Source organism: Pseudomonas sp. AF03-9 (genome assembly GCF_020515815.1).
In the GTDB taxonomy this organism is placed as follows: domain Bacteria; phylum Pseudomonadota; class Gammaproteobacteria; order Pseudomonadales; family Pseudomonadaceae; genus Aquipseudomonas.
In genome coordinates this window covers 75,934-99,987 of sequence record NZ_JAHPJF010000012.1, presented here as the reverse complement: position 1 = coordinate 99,987, position 24,054 = coordinate 75,934, and the positions used below count along the sequence as shown (strand labels likewise).

22 protein-coding genes are annotated in these 24,054 nt (G+C 61.9%); 6 read left to right on the top strand and 16 right to left on the bottom strand.

Annotation, left to right across the window (positions count from 1 at the left end; all coding sequences use genetic code 11):
• Nucleotides 1–60 precede the first annotated feature (60 nt).
• The 8 genes from gcvP to arcD (LIY36_RS15720) all read right to left on the bottom strand — a co-directional run bounded on the left by gcvP (nt 61) and on the right by arcD (LIY36_RS15720) (nt 10,524).
• The gene (gene gcvP, locus LIY36_RS15755) at nt 61–2,901 is read right to left on the bottom strand and encodes an aminomethyl-transferring glycine dehydrogenase (RefSeq protein ID WP_192299417.1); all 2,841 of its coding nucleotides are present in this window, start codon (nt 2,899–2,901) and stop codon (nt 61–63) included.
• Nucleotides 2,902–2,911: 10 nt separating this feature from the next.
• Nucleotides 2,912–3,295: a glycine cleavage system protein GcvH gene (gene gcvH, locus LIY36_RS15750; RefSeq protein ID WP_192299416.1), complete on the bottom strand. Its 384-nt coding sequence runs from the start codon at nt 3,293–3,295 to the stop codon at nt 2,912–2,914.
• 333 nt (nt 3,296–3,628) lie between these two features.
• Nucleotides 3,629–5,137, bottom strand: coding sequence for a sigma-54-dependent transcriptional regulator (locus tag LIY36_RS15745; RefSeq protein WP_192299415.1), 1,509 nt, complete (start codon nt 5,135–5,137; stop codon nt 3,629–3,631).
• Between the two features lie 197 nt (nt 5,138–5,334).
• Nucleotides 5,335–5,697, bottom strand: a complete 363-nt coding sequence (locus tag LIY36_RS15740) for a DUF5064 family protein (protein ID WP_226456239.1) — start codon at nt 5,695–5,697, stop codon at nt 5,335–5,337.
• 18 nt (nt 5,698–5,715) lie between these two features.
• Nucleotides 5,716–6,645: a carbamate kinase gene (gene arcC, locus LIY36_RS15735; protein WP_192299413.1), complete on the bottom strand. Its 930-nt coding sequence runs from the start codon at nt 6,643–6,645 to the stop codon at nt 5,716–5,718.
• 90 nt (nt 6,646–6,735) lie between these two features.
• The gene (locus LIY36_RS15730; RefSeq protein WP_226456238.1) at nt 6,736–7,746 is read right to left on the bottom strand and encodes an ornithine carbamoyltransferase; all 1,011 of its coding nucleotides are present in this window, start codon (nt 7,744–7,746) and stop codon (nt 6,736–6,738) included.
• A 69-nt stretch (nt 7,747–7,815) separates the two neighbouring features.
• Nucleotides 7,816–9,072 (bottom strand): arginine deiminase, encoded by a 1,257-nt coding sequence (gene arcA / locus LIY36_RS15725; RefSeq protein WP_226456237.1) that lies wholly within the window; start codon nt 9,070–9,072, stop codon nt 7,816–7,818.
• A gap of 24 nt (nt 9,073–9,096) precedes the next feature.
• On the bottom strand, nt 9,097–10,524 hold the full coding sequence (arcD, locus tag LIY36_RS15720; RefSeq protein ID WP_192299410.1) for an arginine-ornithine antiporter: 1,428 nt from the start codon (nt 10,522–10,524) through the stop codon (nt 9,097–9,099).
• Nucleotides 10,525–10,972: 448 nt separating this feature from the next.
• Between arcD (LIY36_RS15720) and arcD (LIY36_RS15715) the strand changes: the two genes are divergently transcribed.
• Nucleotides 10,973–12,400, top strand: a complete 1,428-nt coding sequence (gene arcD / locus LIY36_RS15715; RefSeq protein WP_192299409.1) for an arginine-ornithine antiporter — start codon at nt 10,973–10,975, stop codon at nt 12,398–12,400.
• A gap of 105 nt (nt 12,401–12,505) precedes the next feature.
• Here the strand turns inward: arcD (LIY36_RS15715) and LIY36_RS15710 are convergent, their stop codons facing one another.
• The 7 genes from LIY36_RS15710 to LIY36_RS15680 all read right to left on the bottom strand — a co-directional run bounded on the left by LIY36_RS15710 (nt 12,506) and on the right by LIY36_RS15680 (nt 18,052).
• Nucleotides 12,506–13,855: a CoA transferase gene (locus LIY36_RS15710; RefSeq protein WP_226456236.1), complete on the bottom strand. Its 1,350-nt coding sequence runs from the start codon at nt 13,853–13,855 to the stop codon at nt 12,506–12,508.
• A gap of 40 nt (nt 13,856–13,895) precedes the next feature.
• Entirely contained in the window at nt 13,896–15,239 is a 1,344-nt protein-coding gene (locus LIY36_RS15705; protein WP_226456235.1) for a sensor histidine kinase, read from the bottom strand.
• A 68-nt stretch (nt 15,240–15,307) separates the two neighbouring features.
• The gene (locus LIY36_RS15700; RefSeq protein ID WP_192299406.1) at nt 15,308–15,772 is read right to left on the bottom strand and encodes an LTXXQ domain protein; all 465 of its coding nucleotides are present in this window, start codon (nt 15,770–15,772) and stop codon (nt 15,308–15,310) included.
• 182 nt (nt 15,773–15,954) lie between these two features.
• Nucleotides 15,955–16,632 (bottom strand): response regulator transcription factor, encoded by a 678-nt coding sequence (locus LIY36_RS15695; RefSeq protein ID WP_226456234.1) that lies wholly within the window; start codon nt 16,630–16,632, stop codon nt 15,955–15,957.
• Between the two features lie 7 nt (nt 16,633–16,639).
• The gene (locus LIY36_RS15690; protein ID WP_192299404.1) at nt 16,640–17,047 is read right to left on the bottom strand and encodes a translation initiation factor 2; all 408 of its coding nucleotides are present in this window, start codon (nt 17,045–17,047) and stop codon (nt 16,640–16,642) included.
• Nucleotides 17,048–17,154: 107 nt separating this feature from the next.
• On the bottom strand, nt 17,155–17,454 hold the full coding sequence (locus LIY36_RS15685) for a YciI family protein (RefSeq protein ID WP_010208140.1): 300 nt from the start codon (nt 17,452–17,454) through the stop codon (nt 17,155–17,157).
• A gap of 1 nt (nt 17,455) precedes the next feature.
• Nucleotides 17,456–18,052: a septation protein A gene (locus LIY36_RS15680; protein WP_192299403.1), complete on the bottom strand. Its 597-nt coding sequence runs from the start codon at nt 18,050–18,052 to the stop codon at nt 17,456–17,458.
• 87 nt (nt 18,053–18,139) lie between these two features.
• Between LIY36_RS15680 and LIY36_RS15675 the strand changes: the two genes are divergently transcribed.
• From LIY36_RS15675 to rluB, 5 genes are all read left to right on the top strand, one after another.
• Nucleotides 18,140–19,003 (top strand): PHP domain-containing protein, encoded by an 864-nt coding sequence (locus LIY36_RS15675; RefSeq protein WP_192299402.1) that lies wholly within the window; start codon nt 18,140–18,142, stop codon nt 19,001–19,003.
• 13 nt (nt 19,004–19,016) lie between these two features.
• Entirely contained in the window at nt 19,017–19,646 is a 630-nt protein-coding gene (locus LIY36_RS15670) for an L-threonylcarbamoyladenylate synthase (RefSeq protein WP_192299401.1), read from the top strand.
• 120 nt (nt 19,647–19,766) lie between these two features.
• On the top strand, nt 19,767–20,465 hold the full coding sequence (locus LIY36_RS15665; protein WP_177325347.1) for a segregation and condensation protein A: 699 nt from the start codon (nt 19,767–19,769) through the stop codon (nt 20,463–20,465).
• A 12-nt stretch (nt 20,466–20,477) separates the two neighbouring features.
• A complete protein-coding gene (gene scpB / locus LIY36_RS15660; RefSeq protein ID WP_226456233.1) occupies nt 20,478–21,392 on the top strand; it encodes an SMC-Scp complex subunit ScpB in 915 nt (304 codons plus the stop codon).
• A 320-nt stretch (nt 21,393–21,712) separates the two neighbouring features.
• Nucleotides 21,713–22,924, top strand: a complete 1,212-nt coding sequence (rluB, locus tag LIY36_RS15655; RefSeq protein WP_192299399.1) for a 23S rRNA pseudouridine(2605) synthase RluB — start codon at nt 21,713–21,715, stop codon at nt 22,922–22,924.
• Between the two features lie 102 nt (nt 22,925–23,026).
• On the opposite strand, the gene LIY36_RS15650 is transcribed toward rluB, so the two are convergent.
• On the bottom strand, nt 23,027–23,986 hold the full coding sequence (locus LIY36_RS15650; RefSeq protein ID WP_226456232.1) for a leucyl aminopeptidase: 960 nt from the start codon (nt 23,984–23,986) through the stop codon (nt 23,027–23,029).
• Nucleotides 23,987–24,054: the final 68 nt, after the last annotated feature.

The following is a 24,054-nucleotide window of genomic DNA, read 5'->3' as shown; positions in this document are numbered from 1 at the left end:
CTGATAGACCGCATTCGCGAGCAAGCCCGCTCCCACATTTTTACCCAGTACATCCTTGGGTTACGCGTAGCTCTCGATGGAAGGGCAGGCGCACACCAGATTGCGATCACCAAACACGTTGTCCACGCGCCCAACCGGCGGCCAGTACTTGCCTTCGATCAACGACGGCACCGGGTACACCGCTTGCTCGCGGGTGTACGGATGCGTCCATTCACCGACCAGTTCAGCGGCGGTGTGCGGGGCGTTTTTCAGTGGGTTGTCGTCCTTGTCCAGGGTGCCGTTTTCCACTGCGCGGATTTCTTCGCGGATGGCGATCATGGCGTTGCAGAAGCGGTCCAGTTCTTCCTTGGATTCGCTCTCGGTCGGCTCGATCATCAAGGTGCCGGCCACCGGGAACGACATGGTTGGCGCATGGAAACCGAAGTCGATCAGGCGCTTGGCCACGTCATCCACGCTGATGCCGCTGCTGTCTTTCAATGGGCGCAGATCCAGGATGCATTCGTGGGCGACCAGGCCGTTGCTGCCGGTGTAGAGGACCGGGTAGTGCTCTTCCAGGCGACGGGAAATGTAGTTGGCATTCAGGATTGCCAGCTGCGAAGCGCGCTTGAGGCCCGCACCGCCCATCATGCTGATGTACATCCAGGTGATCGGCAAAATGCTCGCGCTGCCGAACGGCGCCGCGCACACCGCGCCTTCCTTGCGTTCCATGGCCGCGTGGCCCGGCAGGAACGGCGTGAGGTGCGCTTTGACGCCAATCGGGCCGACGCCCGGGCCGCCACCGCCGTGGGGAATGCAAAAGGTCTTGTGCAGGTTCAGGTGGGACACGTCGCCGCCGAACTTGCCCGGTGCGCACAGGCCGACCATGGCGTTCATGTTGGCGCCGTCGATGTACACCTGGCCGCCGTTGTCGTGGATGATCCCGCAGATTTCGCGGATACCTTCTTCGAACACGCCGTGGGTGGACGGGTAGGTGATCATCATTGCGGCGAGCTGATCGCGGTGCTCGATGGCCTTGGCGCGCAGGTCTTCGATGTCGACGTTGCCGCGCGCATCGCAGGCGGTCACCACCACACGCATGCCGGCCATGTTGGCGGTGGCCGGGTTGGTGCCGTGGGCCGACGACGGGATCAGGCAGATGTCGCGGCGCGCATCGCCACGGCTCTGGTGATAGGCGCGGATCGCCAGGAGGCCGGCGTACTCACCCTGGGAACCGGCGTTCGGTTGCAGGGAGATCGCGTCGTAACCTGTGGCCGCGCAGAGCATGGCTTCCAGGTCGGAGGTCAGCTCCAGGTAGCCGGCGCTCTGCTCGGCCGGGGCGAACGGGTGCAGGGCGCCGAACTCGGCCCAGGTCACCGGGATCATTTCGCTGGCGGCGTTGAGCTTCATGGTGCACGAGCCCAGCGGGATCATGGTGCGGTCCAGCGCCAGGTCCTTGTCGGCCAGTTTGCGCAGGTAGCGCATCAGCTCGGTTTCCGAGTGATAGCGGTTGAACACCGGGTGGCTGAGCACCGGCGACTGACGCAGCAGCGCGGCGGGCAGGGTGCTGTCGACGCTGGCGTTGAAGTCCGGCAGGGCCTTGCCGTCGGCGAAGATCGCCCACAGGGTTTCGATGTCGGCCTGGGTGGTGGTTTCATCCACGGAAACGCCAAGACGCTCAGCGTCTACCACACGCAGGTTGATGCGCTGGGCGCGGGCCTTGTCATGCAGGGCAGCGGTGTGGGCGCCGGTGTTGAGGGTGAGGGTGTCGAAGAAGTTTTGCTGCTCGGCCTTGAAACCCAGGGTAGCCAGGCCGTTGGCCAGGATCGCGGCCAGCTGGTGCACACGCTGGGCAATCTGGGTCAGGCCTTTGGGGCCGTGGTACACGGCGTACATGCTGGCGATGTTGGCCAGCAGCACCTGGGCGGTGCAGATGTTCGATGTGGCTTTCTCGCGGCGGATATGTTGCTCGCGGGTCTGCATGGCCAGGCGCAGGGCCGGCTTGCCGAAACGGTCGACGGACACACCGACCAGGCGGCCGGGCATGTCGCGCTTGAACGCATCCTTGGTGGAGAAGTACGCCGCGTGCGGGCCACCAAAGCCCAGCGGCACGCCGAAGCGTTGTGCGCTGCCGATGGCCACGTCGGCACCGAACTCGCCCGGCGGGGCCAGCAGGGTCAGGGCCAGCAGGTCGGCGGCCACGGCCACCAGGGCGTTGGCAGCGTGGAAGCGCTCGGTCAGTGCGCGGTAGTCGAACACGTCACCATTGCTGGCCGGGTATTGCAGCAGGGCGCCGAAGAACGGGCTGACATCGGTCAGTTCGCGTTCGTCGCCCACCACCACGTCGATGCCCAGTGGCTCGGCACGGGTGCGCAGCACGTCGAGGGTTTGCGGGTGGCTGTGGATCGAGGCGAAGAAGGCGTTGCTGCCCTTGTTCTTGCTCAGGCGCTTGCAAAAGGTCATGGCTTCTGCAGCGGCGGTGGCTTCGTCCAGCAGGGAGGCGTTGGCGATCGGCAGGCCGGTAAGGTCGCTGATTAGGGTCTGGAAGTTCAGCAGCGCTTCCAGGCGGCCTTGGGAGATTTCCGGCTGGTACGGCGTGTAGGCGGTGTACCAGGCCGGGTTTTCCAGGAGGTTGCGCAGGATCGGCGCCGGCGTGTGGCAGTTGTAGTAGCCCTGGCCGATGTAGGTCTTGAACAGTTGGTTCTTGCCGGCGATGGCCTTGATCTTGGCCAGGGCCGCGGCTTCGCTCAGGCCGTCTTCCAGGCCGAGTACGCTGGTGCCCTTGATGCTTTCCGGGATCACGCTGGCGCTCAGGGCTTCGAGGGAGTCGAAACCGAGGCTGGCGAGCATGTGTTGCTCGTCTTGCGCGCGCGGGCCGATGTGGCGGGCGATGAATTCGTTGGCGGTGCTGATGTTAACGGTCATTGCGCGCTCCTCAAGCTTCGGCGTTGGCTTTGATCAGGCGGTCGTACGCGTCCTGATCCAACAGTTTAGCTACCGCGTCGGCATCGGCCGGTTTAAAGCGGAAGAACCAGCCTTCGCCCAGCGGGTCTTCGTTGACCAGTTCCGGGCTGTCGCTCAGTTTGTCGTTCACTTCCAGCACTTCGCCGGTCAGGGGCATGTACACGCCGCTGGCGGCCTTGACCGATTCCACGGTGGACGCTTCGGCGCCTTGCTCGTAGGCCTGCAACTCCGGCAGTTGCACGAAAACCACGTCACCCAGCGCGTTTTGCGCAAAAGCCGTGATACCCACGGTGACGCTGCCGTCAGCTTCGGCGCGCAGCCATTCGTGATCTTCGGTGAAACGCAACTCGCTCATGGAAACTCCTCAGGGCCAGAATCGTCTGGTGGACGGGATTGGAATAATGAGGAGTTGCTTAGCAAGAACGCGGCCAAGGTTATTAAATCGTTATAAAACAAAGACTTGGTTAATTTGGTTATAGCGTTATGCATTTCACCTGTAGCGATTTCGATACAGCTGGACCGGTTAAAAAAAGCCTATGTGGATCAAAGCCTTGCATGGCACGCAAAAAACAGGGTTGTAGCGAAATCGTTACGCTGTAGCGCTTTCAGTACACGGAATGTCGTTCCTGGACCAAAAATGGGCAGGCATTCCAAATGTGGGAGCATTCCACATTTGGATTTTGTGGGTTCAGGGCTTGTTGGGAATGCCGTACTTGCGCAAGCGATGGGCAATCGCCGTATGGGAGGTCTGCAAACGGCTGGCCAGTTGGCGGGTCGAGGGGTAGCTGGTGTAGAGCGTTTCCAGCAGGTTGCGTTCGAAGTCTTCCATCGCTTGCTCCAGGCTGTCGACTTCGTTGTCATTCTGACGGGCCACCGAGGTGCCGGCGATGTCGAGGTCGCCGATGTCCACCAGGCTGCTTTCGCAGATGGCGGCGGCGCGGAAGATCACGTTTTGCAACTGGCGCACATTGCCCGGCCAGCGGTTGCCCAGCAGCGCCGGATAGGTGCCGGGGGCCAGGCGGCAGACCGGGCGCTGGATCTGCGCGCAGGCCTGCTGCATGAAGTAGCGCGCCAGCAGCAGGATGTCCTGGCCCCGTTGGCGCAGCGGCGGCACTTCGACGTTGAGCACATTGAGGCGGTAGAACAGGTCTTCGCGGAAGGTACCTTCGCTGACCATCTTTTCCAGGTCGCGGTGGGTGGCGCTGAGGATGCGCACGTTGACCTTCACCTCACGGTCACCCCCCACGCGACGGAAACTGCCGTCATTGAGAAAACGCAGCAGCTTGGCCTGCAGATACGGCGACATCTCGCCGATTTCATCGAGAAATACCGTGCCCTGGTTGGCCAGCTCCATCAGCCCTGGCTTGCCACCGCGCTGGGCGCCGGTAAACGCGCCCGGTGCATAGCCGAACAACTCGCTCTCGGCGAGGTTTTCCGGCAACGCCGCGCAGTTCAGTGCCAGGAACGGTGCACTGTGCCGCGCACTGATGGCGTGGCAGGCCCGTGCCACCAGTTCCTTGCCCGTGCCGGTTTCGCCCTGGATCAACAGCGGCGCATCCAGCGCCGCCACCCGCTGTGCGCGGGCCTTGAGGGTGCGGATCACCGGGGACTCGCCGAGCAGTGCATCAAAGCCTTCGGCGTGGTCGTGGTGCAGTGCCGACAGTTGTTCGCCGATGCGGTTGGGTTGGTACAACGTCAGCAGGGCGCCGGCATCAGTGATCGGCGTGGCGTCCAGCAGCAGGGTCTGGCCGTTGACGCTGATTTCGCGCAAGGGCAAACGAAAGCCCTGCTCCAGCAAGGTCTCCAGCAGCTTGGGGTCGTTGAACAGTGCGCTGATGCTTTCCCCGGCCGGTTCGCGGCCGTACAGGGCGATCAGTGCCGGGTTGGCCAGCAGGATCGTGCCCGCGCTGTCCAGCGCCAGCACCGGGTCGGTCATGGCGGCCAGCAGGGCGTCGAGTTGCAGGTGGCGACGTTGGCCGGGAAGGATGTCGACCACGGTGACGGCTTGCACGCCATGCACGCTGAATAACGCATCACGCAGTTCTTCGAGCACATCGGCGCTGAGGGTCGGCGCGTCGATATAGACGTTGGGCGGCACCATCTCCACCGCATCCAGGTTGAGATTGCGCCCACCGAGCAGGGCCAGGACTTCCTGGGTGATGCCGACGCGGTCGATGAAGCTGACGTGGATACGCATGGGATGGATGGCAATTCTGCAGAGCGAGAGGTGGCAAGTATGCCTTGGAGCGAGGGTAGAGGTGAAATCTCACATGGGATGAAGATCCAAATGTGGGAGCGGGCTTGCTCGCGAATGCGGTGTATCAGTCACTGATGTGCTAACTGATCGACCGCATTCGCGAGCAAGCCCGCTCCCACAGGGGATTTACGCTGTGCTTACTCTAAGTGCTCAGGTTTGACCGGATCACCTGGCTTCACATCCAGTTGATGGCGCACATCCTCGAACATCAAGTCGTACTGCTTGTGCATCGAGCCGTTGAGCACCGCCACCTTTGGCATGCCGTACTTCTGCGCAATGTTCATCGCATGCCGGGCAAAGTCGAATGCCTGGTCCTTGGGCAGGAAAAACTCCTCTTTGATGCCCTTGCCCTGCACCGAGCCATGCAGCTTGAAGAGCATGCCCTTGCCTTCCTTGGGGTCCTGGCTGACTTCATAGTCGATGCACAGGTTGTAGCTGTAGTCATTGGCATTGAGTGCATGACGTTCAACGTGCAAGTGACCCGGTTCAAAGGTGGCCATCGGCGTTTCTCCTCAACTTCACAGGTAGGTAATGCCAGGCTTTGCCGTGCTGATGCGTGTACCGGCGCTGCCCTGGACGATCGCTTCGATGTCCGAGAGTGAACCGATGACTGCGGTTTTGCCAGTCTTGCGGGCGAACTCGCAGGCCGCTTGCACCTTGGGCCCCATGGAGCCGGCGGCGAAGCCGAGTTTCTCGATTTCGTCGGGGTGGGCGTGGCCGATGGCTTTCTGGGTCGGCTTGCCATAGTCGATAAAGGCCGCGTTGACGTCGGTGGCGATCACCAGCAGATCGGCGTCCAGTTGCGAGGCCAACAGCGACGAACACAGGTCTTTGTCGATCACCGCCTCAATGCCACGCAGTTTGCCGTCTTCGCCATACATGGTCGGGATGCCGCCGCCGCCGGCGCAGATCACGATGGCGCTTTTTTCCAGCAGCCACTTGATCGGGCGGATTTCAAAGATGCGTTTGGGCCGCGGGCTGGCGACCACACGGCGGTACTTGTCGCCATCCGGCGCAATGGCCCAGCCTTTTTCGGCGGCGAGCTTCTGCGCTTCGGCCTTGGAATACACCGGGCCAATCGGTTTGGTCGGGTTCTGGAAGGCCGGGTCCTTGGCGTCGACTTCGACTTGGGTGAGCAGGGTGGCGAACGGCACCTCGAAGTCCAGCAGGTTGCCCAGTTCCTGTTCGATGATGTAGCCGATCATGCCTTCGGTCTCGGCACCCAGCACATCCAGCGGATAAGGCGAAACCTGGGTGTAGGCCGCCGCCTGCAACGACAGCAGGCCGACTTGCGGACCATTGCCGTGGGCAATCACCAGTTCGTTGCCAGAATGGATCTTGGCGATCTGTTCGGTGGCGATCCGGATATTGGCGCGTTGGTTGTCCGCGGTCATGGGTTCACCACGGCGGAGCAGGGCGTTGCCGCCCAGTGCAACGACGATACGCATACAGAGTGTCCTTCTGAAATTCATCGTTGTGAACACGGTGCAAAAAATGTGGGAGCAAGCCCGCTCCCACAGTCGACCGCATTCCTTCAGTTACAGGTCGGCGAGGGTGGAGACCAGGATCGCCTTGATGGTGTGCATGCGGTTTTCCGCCTGCTCGAAGGCAATGCACGCCGGCGACTCGAACACGTCATCCGTCACTTCAATGCCATTGGCCAGGTGCGGATACTGCTCGGCAATCTGCTTGCCGATCTTGGTATCGCTGTTGTGGAATGCCGGCAGGCAGTGCATGAACTTGGTGCGTGGGTTGCCGGTGGCTTTCATCAACTGGGCGTTCACCTGGTACGGCAGCAGTTGCTCGATGCGTTCAGCCCAGGCTTCCACTGGCTCACCCATGGACACCCAGACGTCGGTGTGGATGAAGTCCACGCCTTTGACCGCAGCTTTCGGGTCGTCGGTGAGGGTGATGCGTGCGCCGCTTTCTTCCGCGTATTTTTTGCAGCGGCTGACCAGGTCATCGTGGGGCCACAGCGCTTTCGGTGCGCAGATGCGTACGTCCATGCCGAGTTTGGAGCCGACCAGCAGCAGCGAGTTGCCCATGTTGTTGCGTGCGTCACCCAGGTAGGCGTAGCTGATCTCGTGAATCGGCTTGTCGGCGTGTTCACGCATGGTCAGCACGTCGGCGATCATCTGGGTCGGGTGGTATTCGTCGGTCAGGCCGTTGAATACGGGCACCCCGGCGAACTTGGCCAGTTCCTCGACGATTTCCTGCTTGAAGCCACGGTATTCGATGGCGTCATACATGCGCCCGAGTACGCGGGCGGTGTCTTTCATGCTTTCTTTGTGGCCGATCTGCGACGAGCCCGGATCGATGTAGGTGACGTTGGCGCCCTGGTCATAGGCCGCCACTTCGAAGGCACATCGGGTGCGGGTCGAGGTTTTTTCGAAGATCAGCGCAATGTTGTTGCCCTTGAGGTGCTGCTGTTCGGTGCCGGTGTACTTGGCGCGCTTGAGGTCGCGGGACAGGTCCAGCAGGTAGCGCAGCTCGCGCGGGGTGTGGTGTTCCAGGCTGAGCAGGCTGCGGTTGTGGATGTTGAACGCCATGATGATTCTCCTTGGATTCGGTAATCGGCCCGGTCGGCGCGGGATATGCGCCGCCGGGTGGATGGTCGTTTAGTAGTCGATTGGGTCGCGGATGATCGGGCAGGTCATGCAGTGGCCGCCGCCACGGCCCCGGCCGAGTTCACCGGCGCTGATGGTGATGACTTCCACGCCGGCCTTGCGCAGCAGGGTGTTGGTGTAGGTGTTGCGGTCGTAGCCGATGACCACGCCGGGCTCCACGGCGACCACGTTGTTGCCGTCGTCCCACTGCTCGCGCTCGGCGGCGAAGGCGTTGCCGCCGGTTTCCACTACCCGCAGGGCCTTGAGGCCAAGGGCAGCGGCGACGGTGTCGAGGAAGTTGGTTTTTTCGCGTTGGATGTCGATACCGTGCGGCTTGCTTTCGTCAGGGCGCAGGGTGAAGGCGACGATCTGGTTGACCACTTCGGGGAAGATGGTCACGAGGTCGCGGTCGCAGAAGCTGAACACGGTGTCCAGGTGCATCGCGGCGCGGGATTTGGGCAGACCGGCAACGATCACCTTCTCCACCGCCTTGTTCTTGAACAGGTTGCGCGCCAGCTGGCCGATCGCCTGGTGGGACGAGCGCTCGCCCATGCCGATCAACACCACCCCGTTGCCGATCGGCATCACGTCGCCGCCTTCCAGGGTGGACGCGCCGTGATCCTTGTCGGGGTCGCCGTACCAGATCTGGAAGTCGGCGTTGGTGAACTCGGGGTGGAATTTGTAGATGGCCGAGGCCAGCAGGGTTTCCTGACGTCGCGCCGGCCAGTACATCGGGTTCAGCGTCACGCCGCCATAGATCCAGCAAGTGGTGTCACGGGTGAACTGGGTGTTGGGCAGTGGCGGCAGGATGAAGCTGGCGTGGCCGAGGAAGTCGCGGAACATTTCGATGGTCTTGCCGCCGAACTCGCTCGGCAGGTCATCGGCCGAGACGCCACCGATGAGGAACTCGGCGACCTTGCGTGGTTCCAGGCTGCGCAGCCACGAGCCGACTTCATTGACCAGGCCCAGGCCGACCGTATCGGCAGTGATCTTGCGTTCCAGGATCCAGTCCAGCGCTTCAGGGATGGCAACGATGTCGGTGAGCAGGTTGTGCATTTCCAGCACATCAATATCCCGCTCGCGCATCTTGGTCACGAAGTCGAAATGGTCGCGCTTGGCCTGGGCCACCCACAGCACATCATCGAACAGCAGTTCATCGCAGTTGTTGGGCGTCAGCCGCTGGTGGGCCAGGCCTGGGGAGCACACCATGACTTTGCGCAGTTTGCCGGCTTCGGAATGTACGCCGTACTTCACTTTTTCCGTGGTCATTACAGATCCTCCAGTTATCAACAATTACAAGGTCAGGAAACCGTCGTAGAGCCCATAGGCCGCCACCAGGGCGCCAATGACTACTGCGGCGAAGATCAGCTTCTCGACGTTGGTGAAAATCGGTTTGCCCAGTTCACGCTTGGCCTTGGCGAACAGGATTGCGCCGGGGGCGTAGAGCAGGGCGGAGAGCAGCAGGTATTTGGTACCGCCGGCGTAAAGCAGCCAGATCGCATAGATCAGGGCGACGGCGCCGATGAACAGGTCTTTCTGGCGCTCCTTCAGGGCGTTTTCGTAGGTCTCGCCGCGCACCGCCAGCAGCAGGGCGTAGGCCGCCGACCACAGGTACGGCACCAGGATCATCGAGGTGGCGAGGTAGATCAGCGACAAGTAGGTGCTGGCGGAGAACAGCGTGATCACCAGGAACACCTGCACCATCGCGTTGGTCAGCCACAGGGAGTTGACCGGCACGTGATTGGCGTTTTCCTTGCGCAGGAACTCCGGCATGGTGTGGTCCTTGGCGGCGGCGAACATGATCTCCGCACACAACAGCACCCACGACAGCAGCGCACCCAACAGCGAGATGATCAAGCCGACGCTGATCAGCACCGCGCCCCAGTGGCCCACCACGTGTTCCAGCACGGCGGCCATCGACGGGTTCTGCAGCTTGGCCAGTTCCGGTTGGGTCATGATCCCCAGGGACAGCACGTTCACCAGCATCAGGAACAGCAGCACGGTGATAAAGCCGATGACAGTGGCCTTACCCACGTCCGAGCGTTTCTCCGCACGGGACGAGAAGATGCTCGCGCCCTCGATACCGATGAACACCCACACGGTGACCAGCATCATGTTGCGCACCTGGTTCATCACGCTGCCCAGGCTCGGGTTTTTCACGCCCCAGATGTCGGCGGTGAAGATGTCCAGCTTGAACGCGAACAGTGCGATCAACACGAACAGCACCAGCGGCACGACCTTGGCGACGGTGGTCACCAGGTTGATGAACGCTGCTTCCTTGATCCCGCGCAGCACCAGGAAGTGCACGGCCCATAGCAGCACCGATGCGCCGATCACGGCTGCGGGGGTGTTGCCTTCGCCGAAGATCGGAAAGAAGTAACCGAGGGTGCTGAACAAGAGTACGAAGTACCCCACGTTGCCTAGCCAGGCACTGATCCAGTAGCCCCAGGCCGACGAGAAGCCCATGTAGTCGCCGAAACCGGCCTTGGCGTAGGCGTACACGCCGCCGTCGAGGTCGGGCTTGCGATTGGCAAGGGTTTGAAAGACGAACGCGAGGGTCAACATGCCAATGGCGGTAATGACCCAACCGATCAACACCGCGCCCACATCAGCACTGGCGGCCATGTTTTGCGGCAGTGAGAAGATCCCGCCACCAATCATCGAACCCACGACAAGTGCAACCAGTGCGCCAAGCCTAAGTTTTCCAGGAGTTTCAGACATTGCGTGACTCCAATGCAGGAGAAGAGAGACCACAGAATAAATCCGTGAGCTATTCAAACAGCTGACTCAGATCACTTCATTGGCACATTCCATTGTGAATTAATGACTTAGGATGGAATCCCATTGGCAATGAAAAGCTCCGAAAGGTGCTTTCCAGAGCGGCTCCTCCGTTATTGTTAATTAATAAGTCAGGGGGTTGGACGTTTGAAGCTAGACCGTTTTCACGGATGTGCAAAATTTTTGTACGATGTTTTACAAATCTTTCAGAATTGTAAAAGTTGATGGTGTATTTAAATTTCAAATAAGACTAAATGTGTCTTTTTTTGACATGCCATTGCGTTATGAACAGCCGAGTTTTATTTGCTATCGCTATTAAGCGCTACACTCATTTGCGCCCGTAGTTGAGTGCACAGTTGTCAGCTGATTTTTGTTTTAGCTAGGAGTCTGCATGTCCCAACCGGCCCAGAAGCTTCGACTCAGTGCCCTTATCGCCCTGGTGGTGGGGTCAATGATCGGCGGCGGAATTTTTTCCCTGCCACAAAATATGGCCGCCCGTGCCGAGGTGGGTGCGGTGTTGATCGGCTGGGGAATTACCGCCATCGGTATGTTGACCCTGGCGTTTGTGTTCCAGACCCTGGCCAATCGCAAGCCTGAACTGGATTCAGGCGTGTATGCCTATGCCAAGGCGGGGTTTGGCGACTACATGGGGTTTTCGTCGGCCTGGGGCTACTGGATCAGCGCATGGATGGGCAACGTCGGTTACTTCGTGTTGCTGTTCAGCACCCTCGGTTACTTTTTTCCGGTGTTTGGCCAGGGCAATACGCCGGTGGCCATCGGCTGTGCGTCGCTGCTGCTGTGGGCCGTGCATTTCCTGGTGATGCGCGGGATCAAGGAAGCGGCGTTCATCAATCAGATCACCACCGTGGCGAAGATCGTACCGTTGGTGATGTTTATCGTGATCGCCGTGGTGGCGTTCGAGGCCGACATTTTCACCCGTGACGTCTGGGGCCTGGGCAATCCGAAACTTGGCACGGTGGTGGATCAGGTGCGCAACATGATGCTGGTCACCGTGTTTGTGTTCATCGGCATCGAAGGTGCCAGCGTGTACTCGGCGCGCGCCGAAAAACGCTCGGACGTGGGCCGCGCCACCTTGATCGGTTTTCTCGGTGTGCTGGCGCTGTTGGTGCTGGTGAATGTGTTGTCACTGGGGATCATGAGCCAGTCGCAGCTCTCGCAACTGCAAAACCCTTCCTTGGCGGGCGTGCTGGAACATATCGTCGGGCCGTGGGGGGCGATGGCGATCAGCATCGGCCTGGCCGTGTCGTTGCTCGGCGCATTGCTGTCGTGGGCGCTGCTGTGTGCCGAAATCCTCTATGCCACGGCCCATGACAAGACCATGCCGGCGTTTTTGAAGAAGGAAAACACCAATCAGGTGCCGGTCAACGCGCTGTGGCTGACCAACGTGATGATCCAACTCTTCCTGGTGATCACGCTGTTTTCCCATAGCACCTACACCACGTTGATCTATCTGGCTTCGTCGATGATCCTGGTGCCGTATTTGTGGTCGGCGGCGTATGCGGTGCTGTTGAGTGGGCGCGGGGAAACCTATGAAGGTGAACAGGGCCGACGCATGAAGGATCTGCTGGTGGGCTTGATCGCGCTGGGGTATGCGGTGTGGCTGCTCTATGCCGGCGGGTTGAAATACCTGCTGCTGTCGGCGCTGTTGTATGCGCCGGGGGTGATTCTGTTTGCCCTGGCCAAGCGCGAGCAGGGGCAGCCGTTGTTCACCCACATGGAGAAAGGCATTTTCAGCTGCGTGATTGCGGGGGCGGGGTTGGCGGCGTATGGGTTGTACAGCGGAGTGTTGAGTTTGTGAGGGGGTGACGGTACTGGCCTCTTCGCGGGCAAGCCCGCTCCCACATTTTGACCGCGCCGCCTATCCAATGTGGGAGCAGGCTTGCCTGCGAAGGCGAGCTTCAGGTCACCACTGCGCCCGATGTGAACCCAGTTCTCCCGCCGGCAAATCCCACTGCAACGGCGAGCCGCTGATACTTAGCGGCGCCAGCAACCGATGGGCCTGGCCCCACGCCGTCTGCTCCACCAGCAAACCCTGATCGCCCGCTGTTTCGGCACGCAACGCCGGTTGTTCCGGGACTTGTCCAGCTTCCATCAATAACCTCGCCGTGCGGGCCAGTGACAACCGCGCCGAGCCACCGCGTCGGGTCTTCAATCGTTCACTCAAGGCTTGGATGGCCGCGGCCGCCATCAAATACCCCGTGGCGTGATCCAGCGCCTGCACCGGCAGTGGCACCGGTTTGTCCGTGTGTTTCCAGGCCATGCCGGCGTCTGCGATGCCGCTGCTCATCTGTACCAGGCTGTCGAAGCCCCGGCGGTTGCGCCATGGGCCGCTCCAGCCGTAGGCGTTGAGGCTCACGTCGATCAGGCCGGGGGCGAGGGCCTGCCACTCGCTGGCGGTGTAGCCCAGGTGTTCAAGGGCATCGGCGCGGTAGCCGTGAAACAGGATGTCGGCGTCCTTGAGCAAGGCTTCGAAAACCTGTCGGCCTTGCGCGGTTTTCAGGTCCAGGCGGGCACAGCGTTTGCCCAAGGTCATCTCCGGGACGACGCCGGGTTCGTTCCAGGTGGGCGCGTCGATGCGCAACACATCGGCACCCAGGCCGGCAAGAAAACGACTGGCTACGGGACCGGCCAGCACGCGGGTCAGGTCCAGCACCCTGATGCCCGCCAGCGGGCGCGCCACCGAACCGAGCCAGGGCTGGTCGGTGGTGGCGTCGAAGGTCTGGCGCTGCACCAGCGCTTCGGCGTTGACGGCCAGCCCCTGGGGATGTGCCTGCCAGGCCTGCCAAGTGCGCATCTGCGCGGCGCACCCGCCCTCATCGACAATCGCCTGCTCCAATTCTGCGGCGTTCCACGCGGCGACTTTGGCGGCCATCGCCTTGCGCTCGGCAACCTGGCCCAGCACGCGTTCGGCGGCGGCACGGTGATGGGGGGCGTTGGTGTGCAAGCGTATCCAGCCATCGGCGCTGGGGTAGTCGCCGGCCACCGGGTCCCACAGCGGCGGCACTTGCCAGCCCAGCGGGCGGAGCGAGGACGCGAACCAGAAGGAGGCGAGGCGTCGGTCCACACTGACGTTGGGCAGGCGCCCGGTCTGTTGCTGGATCAACTGGGCCACGGCCTGGCCAGCGGCGCCGAGGCTGGCGGCCGCCAGTTCGGTGACGGCGAAGGTCGAGGGCAGGGCGCCGGCCTCGGTCAAGGTCAGTGGGGTGTGCGGCAGATCGAGTGCGGCTTGGATGGGTGTCAGCAAGTCAGTCATCAAAGGCCCTCCGTAAGAGAAGGGCCACTATAAGAGATGATCAGGCCGGTGTGACAACTCCGGGTTCCAACGGCAGGTCGATGCTGGCGATAAAACCGCCGTCAGGGTGGTTGGCCAGGGTCAGGCTGCCACCATGGCGCTCGGCGGCGCGGCGCGCAATCGCCAGGCCCAGGCCATGGCCCTGGGCGGTCTGGCCGGGGGCGCGATAGAACGGTTCGCCCAACTGGCTGAGGTGTTCGGCATCGACGCCGGGACCGTGGTCGCGCACGCTGATCAGGATGCGTTCGCCCAGGCGTTGCGCAGCCAGCTCGATGGGCTGTCCCTGCGGATTGAAGCGCTGGGCATTGCGCAGCAGGTTGTCTACGGCGCGTTCGATCATGGTCGGCCAGCCTTTGAGCTGCAGGTCGGGCGCTGCACTCAGTTGCACGAGCTGATCCGGCGCGCCGAGTTGGGCGTCCTTTTGCAGGGTCTTGAGCAATGCACTGAGGTCGATGTCTTCGGCGCTGGCGTTGTCGGCATCGACGCGCGCCAGCACCAGGATTTCGCTGATCAAGGCTTCGAGGCGATCACATTCGCGGGTCAGGCGTGGCCAGAGCTTTTCTCGTTCTTCGGGGCTGGCGCGCTCGGCCAGGGCCAGGGCGATACGCAGACGGGCCAGGGGCGAGCGCAGTTCGTGGGATACGTCGCGCAGCAATTGGCGCTGACTGCCGATCAGGCTTTGCAGGCGCGCGCCCATGCGGTTGAAGTCGGTGGCGAGTACGCCGAATTCATCGCGGCGGTTGGCCAGTTGCGCCAGGCTGTTCTGCTGGTAGGTGGCTTGGCCGAGGTCGTGCACCGCACCGCGCAGGCGGCTGAGGGGGCGGGTGATGGACAGCGTCACCAGCAGGCTGAACAGCGTCAGCACCACTAGCGCAATCGCCAGCGCGCTGAGTGGCCACAGCAGGCTGTTGCGGTGCCAGGCATCCAGTTCCGGGTGGGGAATGCGGTAGATCAGCAGGTAGGTGTCGCCGGTTTTTTCGCTGGTGTATTCGGCCGTCAGGCGGCGCCAGGGCAGGTGGCCGTCCTGGCTGTCGTTCTGGCGGGCCTCGAAGGCGGCAGCGCGGCGCGGGAAGGTGCCGCGTACCACCGGGTCGCCGCTTTCGTTCAGCACTTGCACGTCGATGTGGTACTGGCGCTTGCGCTGTTGCAGCAAGTCCTGGGCGGCGTCTTCGCCTTGGGATTCGTAGAGCTCGGTCCACTCTTGCGCCAGGTTGTTGAGGCCAGGGTGGCGGCTGAGAATCCAGGCATCTTGATTGAGCATATGCCCAAGCAGGATCGACAACCCGGCAACCAGGGCGATGGCCAGCCAGAAACTGGCCAGGATCCGCCAGAACAATGAACGCACAGGAAACCCTCAAACAGGAAAAGCCCAGTGGCGGTGGCCACTGGGCTGGGAGCGTTAACGCGTGGGCATTATTGCGCTTTTTGCGGCTGTTGCGCTTTCCAGGCCTGGAATTCCTTCCACTCGGCACGACGCTCGGCTTGTTTCTTGACGATCTCGTCGAACTTCTTCTGCTGGTCAGGCTTGAGTACCGCGCGGATGTCCGCCTGGGTTTTCTGCTTGCTGGCGGCAATTTCGTCCTGCATGGCTTTCTGGTCAGCGGCTGGCAGTTTGTCCAGGTACTTCTTGGTCAGGTCTTTGCGAGCGTGCCATTGGTCGCCCATCAACTTGCCGATCTGCTGGCGCTGTTCCTTGCTCAGGTCCAGTTGGCTGAAGGGGCCGCCTTTGCCACGCGGACCGTGTTCACCGCCGTGGCCCGGGCCGCCCATCATGTGGCCTTCCGGACCGCCCATCGGGCCTGGGCCTTCAGGCATTGCTGCCATGGCGACGGTTGGCAGGGCTGCGGCGAACATCAAAGCGATAAGGGTCTTGCGCATGGTGATTCTCCTGTCTCTATTCCGGTGAGTCCGGATGTGAGTAGATTACGGAGATCAAGGTCAGCGGCGGTCAGGGGAGCGTAAAGCTTGGGTAAAGAGGGTTTTGGTCGGGCCTGACAAAAACTTGCGCGTCAGAACACCGCGTGTGGGAGCGCGCCTGCTCCCACAGGGACAGCGATGGCTTAAAGGCTGTAGTAATAGCCGCGGCTACGCAGCGCCATGATCCGTGGCCGGCCATCGGGGTGCGGGCCGATCTTCTTGCGCAGGTTGCTGACGTGCATGTCCAGGCTGCGATCGTAAAGGGTCAGCTTGCGGCCCAGGGCAATCTGCGCCAGTTCCTGTTTATCCAGGGGCTCGCCGGGCTGACGCAGCAAGGCTTCGAGCAGGCGGCTTTCGGAGACGGTGAGGGTGAATTCCTGTTCGTCGATGCTGACCACACCGCGCACCGGGCTGAAGCACAGGTCGCCCAGTTCCATCTGCGTGGAGACCGCGGCCGGGTGGCTGCGGCGCAGCACGGCGCGCAGGCGGGCGGTGAGCTCGCGGGGGTCGCAGGGCTTGGCCAGGTAATCGTCGGCGCCGAGTTCCAGGCCAAGGATGCGGTCCAGCGGTTCGCCACGGGCCGACAGCATCAGCACTGGCAGCTCGGGGTGGTCGGTGCGCAATTGCTTGAGCAGCTCCAGGCCACTGCCGTCGGGCAGCATTACGTCGAGCACCACGGCGGCGGGCGCACTGTCGGCCAGGGCTTTGCGCGCACTCAGGCCGTCATGGCAGGCGCGCACCTGGAAACCTTCCTGGCTCAACCAACTGCTCAGCAGCTCACAGAGCTCCTGGTCATCATCTATCAGTAACAGCTCGCTCATGACTCACTCAATTTAGCCATTGTCGACGGCGACGGTGCCCACCACTGGCGAAGATCCCGCACAGCAAGGCGATCAATGCGACGGCCCCGCCGGTGACAAACCACTGTTGTTGCTCGGTCAGCCAGCGCGTCAAGGCGCCGCCCTGTGTCTCTTTGAGTTGCTGGGCCAGGCGTTGGTTCTCTTGGCGAAGACGACTCAATTGCGCGCTTTCGCGGGCGGCGTCCGCGTTTTGCAGTTGCTTGCTCAGTTCATCGCGCTGGCGCTCGCTTTCTTTCAAGCGTTGCTGCAACTCGGTGATCTGGCTGCCGGCACTCAACGACAGAGGCGTCGAATTGCCGGTGTTAGGGGTTTCTTCAGCGTGGGCCGTAGCCCCGATCGTTAACACTACCAACAGACACAACTGACGTAAGCGCATCGGAACTCCTGATTCCACACGAATATTCAGAACGTTGTCGGCAGGTTACCGAGAATAATGAGCCATTGGGAGTGTGCCGAACGCAATAGGTTCGGCACGGACCCCGGTCAAGGCAGGACTTGCTTGAACGGCTTGATCACCACGTCGGCATAAACGCCGGCCGCGACATACGGATCAGCCTTGGCCCAGGCTTGGGCATCGGCGAGGGAGGCGAACTCGGCAACGATCAGGCTGCCGGTGAAACCGGCTTCGCCCGGGTCGTTGCTGTCTACCGCCGGATGCGGGCCGGCCAGTACGATGCGGCCTTCGGCTTGCAGCTGCTTGAGGCGCTCAACGTGGGCCGGGCGGACGCTCAGGCGTTTTTCCAGCGAGTTGGCAACGTCGGTGGCAATGATGGCGTAGAGCATGTCAGTCCTCGGTTTTTGGCGTGGTGGGGGCGGCGTCATGCAGGTGGCGCGACAGGTAGATGCCCTGGCCGACCAGGAACAGCACAGTCATGCCCAGGCTGCCGAAGACCTTGAAGTCGACCCAGTAGTCCTGGAATGTAAACGCGACGAACAGGTTGGCGGCGCCGCAGAAGATGAAGAACACGATCCAGGCGATGTTCAGGCGTGTCCACACCGGCTCCGGCAGGGTCAGCGCGTGGCCCATGATCCGCTTGATCAGCAGGCGGTCACCGATGAAGTGGCTGCCGATAAACACCAGGGCGAACAGCCAGTTGACCACCGGCGCTTTCCATTTGAGGAAGGTTTCGCTGTGGAAGGCCAGGGTCAGGCCGCCGAATACCAGGCAGGCGACCAGGGTCAGCCATTGGCTTTTTTCCAGCTTGCGCTGGGAGATGAAGATGGCGCCGTAGACGACGATAGAGCTGATGATCAGTACGGCGGTGGCGCTGTAGATGCCTCCGAACGAGAGCTGGTGACCGGCGATATCGATGACCCTGGGGTCGAGTTTGGTAACGATGAAAAACAGCAACAGCGGGATGAAGTCGATGAATTGTTTCACAGTAAGAGCCAGAAGCTGGATGTGGCGGCATAATAACAAACATCCTTGGTAGCGAAAGCGCCAGCTGACTTGAGGTTACACACTCCCGTGAATGTTGATTTGCACTGCCACAGCACGGCCTCCGACGGCGCCCTGGCGCCCGCGGTACTGGTTGCGCGTGCGTTTGAAAAAGGCGTGCGAGTCCTGGCGTTGACCGACCACGACACCCTCGAGGGCCTCGATGAAGCCCGCACGGCGGCGCAGGCGCTGGGCATGCAACTGGTCAACGGCGTGGAATTGTCCTGCACCTGGGGCGGCGCCACCATTCACGTGCTCGGCTACGGTTTCGATCAAACAGCCGCGCCGCTGGTGGCCGCCATTGCGGCGTTGCATGATGGCCGCTGGCTGCGCTCCGAAGAAATCAGTCGCAAACTCGGCCTCAAAGGCATGCCCAACGCCCTCGACGGCGCCCGTGCCATCCAGCAGGAGCTGGGGGACAGTGGCAACGCCCCGGCCCGGCCGCATTTCGCCGACTGGATGGTGCGCGAAGGGTTTGTCAAAGACCGCGCCGAAGCTTTCCGCAAATGGTTGGGCGCCGGCAAGCTGGGCGACGTCAAACAACACTGGCCGACCCTGGAAGACACGGTCGAGACCCTGCGCGCCTCCGGCGCCTGGGTCAGCCTGGCACATCCATGGCATTACGATTTCACCCGCAGCAAGCGCCGCAAGCTGATCAGCGACTATATTGGAGCAGGCGGCCACGCAATCGAAGTGGTCAACGGGCACCAGCCCGCCGAACAGGTGGGCAGCCTGGCGATCCTTGCCCGCGAATTTGGTCTGCTGGTCAGCGCCGGCAGTGACTTTCATGGCCCAGGTGGTTGGTCCGAAATTGGCGAGTATCGCCAGGTACCTGATGACCTGCCGCTCTTGTCGGGGCGATTCAAGCATGACCCCATTACTGCCACCGTCTGAACAGGTAGAACACGTGAGTCAATTCTTCCAGATTCATCCGGAAAACCCCCAGGCGCGCCTGATCAAACAGGCCGTGGAGATCATTCGCGCCGGCGGCGTGGTGATCTATCCGACAGACTCGTCCTACGCCATCGGTTGCCAGATCGGCGACAAGGGCGCGGTCGAACGTGTACGCCGCCTGCGCCAGCTGGATGACAAACACAACTTCGCGCTGATCTGCAGCGACTTGTCCCAACTCGGGCTGTTCGCCAAGGTCGACACCGGCACGTTCCGCCTGCTCAAGGCCCACACGCCGGGGCCCTACACCTTCATTCTCAACGCCACCCGCGAAGTGCCGCGCCTGTTGCTGCACCCGAAGAAACGCACCATCGGCCTGCGCGTGCCCGAGCACCCCATCGCCCTGGCGCTGCTGGCCGAGCTGGGTGAGCCGTTGATGAGCGTGTCGCTGATCATGCCCGGTGAAACCGAGCCGCTGGAAGACCCGTACGAAATGCGCCAACTCCTGGAAAAACAGGTCGACCTGATCATCGACGGTGGCTTCGGCGGCAACAAAGCCTCCACCGTGATCAACCTGGCCGATGGCGAGCCGGAAGTGATCCGCGTCGGTTGCGGCGATCCGGCGCCGTTCATGGTCGAGGCCTGAATGTCCGCTGTGGAAACCGTTGATCCCCAGGCCGGCGCCCAGCAGGAACTGCCATTTGCCATGGTCTATGGCCAGGCGGTCATGGAAATGCCCCTGGACCTGTACATCCCGCCGGACGCCCTGGAAGTCTTCCTGGAAGCCTTCGAGGGCCCGCTGGACCTGCTGCTGTACTTGATTCGCAAGCAGAACATCAACATCCTCGACATCCCGGTGGCGGAAATCACCCGCCAGTACATGGGCTATGTCGAGCTGATGCAGTCGGTGCGCCTGGAGCTGGCCGCCGAGTACCTGGTGATGGCCGCGATGCTCGCCGAGATCAAGTCGCGCATGCTGCTGCCGCGTTCGGAGACGGTGGAAGCCGAAGAAGACGATCCGCGTGCCGAACTGATCCGTCGCCTGCAAGAGTACGAGCGTTTCAAGGCTGCTGCCGAAGGTATCGACGGTCTGAGCCGAGTCGGTCGTGACGTGGTGGTGCCCAAGCTGGATGCGCCCGAGGCCCGCGCCCGAAAGCTGTTGCCGGATGTAAGCCTGGAAGAATTGTTGATGTCCATGGCCGAGGTGCTGCGCCGTGGCGATATGTTCGAGAGTCATCAGGTCAGCCGCGAGGCGCTGTCCACCCGCGAACGCATGAGTGATGTGCTCGAGCGCCTCAAGGGCGGCGGGTTTGTGCCGTTCGTCGAGCTGTTCACTAAAGAAGAAGGGCGTTTGGGGGTAGTGGTGACCTTCATGGCGGTCCTTGAATTGGTCAAGGAATCCTTGGTCGAGCTGGTCCAGAATGAGCCTTTTGCGGCTATCCACGTGCGGGCGCGAGCCGAATAAAGAGCTGAATCGATGAATCTGACTGAACCCCGCGAACTGGCCCCGCTCCTGGAGGCTTTTCTACTGGCCTCGGGTAAGCCCCAATCGTTGGAGCGCCTGTTCGAACTGTTTGAAGAAGCCGAGCGCCCTGAGCCGCCGGTGTTCAAGAAGGCGCTGGAGATTCTGCGCAAATCCTGCGATGGCCGAGCCTTTGAATTGCGCGAAGTTGCGTCAGGCTATCGCTTGCAGATCCGTGAGAAGTTTTCCCCGTGGGTCGGCCGACTGTGGGAAGAGCGCCCGCAGCGTTATTCGCGGGCGATGCTGGAGACCATGGCGCTGATCGCCTATCGCCAACCGATTACCCGGGGCGAGATCGAGGACGTACGGGGCGTGGCGGTCAACAGCCATATCGTCAAGACCCTGCTGGAGCGCGAGTGGATTCGCATCGTCGGCTACCGCGACGTGCCCGGCAAACCGGCGATGTTTGCAACCACCAAGGTGTTTCTCGACCACTTCAACCTGAAAAACCTCGATGACTTGCCGCCGTTGGCCGAACTGCGCGAGATGGAGCCGGACCCGGTGCTGGACTTCGACGACGCACCTGTGCCCGCCAGCCTGCAAGAGCTGGCCGATGCCAGCGCCGAGCCGGAAGAGCCGAAGGACGAAACCAGCTTCCACACCTTGTTGCTGGAATTGGACGACATGGAGCAGGGCATCAAGACTGACTTTGATGATTTGTTGCGTGATGGTGCCGTTGAGCCTGAGGCCGCAGAGATTGCTGAACCCGAACCCGAACCCGAGGAAGACATCCTCGGCGTTGCCCAAGCCCGCGAAAAACTCCTGGCCGCCGTCGCCGCCCTCGAACAGCCGGCCTTGAGCGACGAAGAAGCCGAAGCCCGTGCATTGGCCGAAGCCATCGAAGCTGAGCGACGCGAATTCGAAGACTGACCCAATCCCGCAAACACTGCTGAACCCCCTGTGGGAGCGGGCTTGCTCGCGAAAGCGGTCTATCAGTTGACTTGTGTGGTAACTGACACACCGCATTCGCGAGCAAGTCGAATCGTCGCACCGCCGCTCCCACATGTTGATCTGCTGTGGGCCACTGGTCGGCGCAAGGCCAGCGACTTTGCCTTTATCAACTAGTCTCTGATGCGCAACGCGCAGCATACGCGTATGATTCGCGACCCTTCGCCGACCTCTTCGGCCTAGACCCCGCTTTCAACACTCTTCAGGCCACGCCTGAATCGACCCACCGGGAGGTGCTTAAGATGAACGACAAAGACCAGAACGACAGCCAGGAAATCGGCCCAGCAGGCGAAAAACTGCAAAAGGTGCTGGCGCGTATCGGCGTGGGCTCGCGCCGCGACGTCGAAGCCTGGATCACCCAGAAGCGCATCAAGGTCAACGGCGTCGAGGCTACCCTCGGCCAGCGCGTCGACCTGCACGATGCAATCACCATTGATGGCAAGGTCATCAAGCGTGAAGAGGCCGCCGAATCGGTGCGCCGCGTGATCATGTACAACAAGCCCGATGGCGAGATCTGCACCCGTGACGACCCGGAAGGCCGTCCGACCGTGTTCGACAAGATGCCCAAGCCTAAAGAAGGCCGTTGGATCAACATCGGGCGCCTGGACATCAACACCACTGGCTTGCTGATGTTCACCACCGACGGTGAACTGGCCAACCGCCTGATGCACCCGTCCTATGAGATGGACCGCGAATACGCCGTGCGTGTACGTGGCGAAGTCGATGACGAGATGATTGAGCGCTTGAAAGCCGGTGTGGTCCTCGAAGACGGCCCGGCCAAGTTCACCGACATCAAGCAGGCTCCAGGCGGCGAAGGTTTCAACCACTGGTACCACTGCGTGGTGATGGAAGGCCGTAACCGTGAAGTCCGTCGCCTGTGGGAATCCCAGGGCCTGGTGGTCAGCCGCCTGAAGCGCGTGCGTTTCGGCCCGGTGTTCCTGAACTCCGACCTGCCGATGGGCCGCTGGCGCGAAATGAGCCAGTACGAAGTCGACATCCTCAGCGCCGAAGTCGGCCTGACGCCGGTCGCCATGCCGCAGATGAACGCCAAGAGCAAAGACAAGCTTGAGCGTATGCAGCGTAAATCGTCGCGTCCTGTGGCGCGTACCGAGCGTGTTGCGCGCACGCTGCGCCCAGCGTTGAATGCACCGGCCACCGGCGGTCGTATCTCCCGTGAGCCGCACATCGAAGGCGAGCGCCGCCCAACCGCGCCATCGCGTCAGGAAGGCGAGCGCGCTCCACGTGCACCGCGTCCGGCTCCGACGGGTGGTCGCAGCAACCGTGGTGAAGCCGAGCGCCCGGCCGACAACGCCAGCACCAAGCGTCCAGCCAAGCCGGCGGCGAACAAGCGCCCTGGCCCGAAACTGGTCGCGGACGAGCCGTCGGGCAAGCGCCGTGGCGCGCCGGCCGGTTCGGGCCAGCGTCCTGGTTTTGGTCGCAAGAAGCCGCAGTGATGTTTTAAGCGCGGCCTGAAAACGCCAACCCTCGGGTTGGCGTTTTTTTTTGCCATTCAAAAAATGTGTGTGGGGGCTCCCCAGCGCTGCTGATAGCGGGATTCAGAAGGCAAAGCTGCCATCAAACACCGGCTTGTCATCCAGTGCCAACACCCCGCTGGCGAAGATCAGGTCCAGATGGTGGCTGCCTTTCTGCCCGCCGCCCAAGCCCAGGTGCAAGCCGCAGTGGCGCTCCTCGAAGCCCGCATTGCGCGCATACAGATCCTTGACCCCTTCATTGGTGCCAATCCCCAATTCCTCCACGCGCCGGTTCGACGGGTTGGCGTTCAGGTACTTGTTGAAATCCTCCACCAGCCCCGGCACATCACTGGCCACGCTGCACACCGTCGAATTTTCGATCCACAACTGCAGTGGCGATTGCAGCACGCCGTACTTGCGCGCAAACGGGATGGTGCTGAGGAAAGTACCGACAAACCGTACCTGGCCATTGATGGCTTCGCTGTGGGTGGCGATTTCGCCGGGCGCCAGGTCGTGGTTGCCGACGCCGTTGATATTGGTCCACTTGCGCACGCTGCTCAGCGGCGCCTGAAGGCGTGAACCGTGCTTGTCGGTAAAGCTCAGCACCTGGGCCTGGGACAGGCGCCGGATCAGCGTGGCGTTGAGGTCGGCGATGCGCTGGGGCTCGACGCTGAAGGTGTCGTAGAAGTAGTCGCCGTAATCCTTGAACAGCAGGGACTTCTGCCAGTGCTCCGCCATCACCCCTTGCAGGTCGCGGATAAACGCCGGGCCTTGGGCGCTGGGGTTGGGCAGTGTCGACGAGTCGTACAGGAACAGGTACAGGTCGCAGCTTTCGATGGCCTGGGCCAGGGTCTCGCTGCTGGCCAGATCCAGGCGCTGCACCTGGAAGTTGAAACGCGCCGCGCTGGCGTGGGTGATGGCCAAGGCAATCGCCTCATATCGCGCGGTGTGGCCCAGCAGTACGGTGGGGCAGTTCAGGCCGGTGAGGGCCGGGTGGTGGGCGAGGTAGTAAAGAAAGTGTTCGACAGCGCGGGCCTTGTCCATGACGGGTGTCCTTGTGTGCCTTGGGTAAGGGGGGCAGGTGCCGTGCACAGCACCTGCCAGGAGCCTGT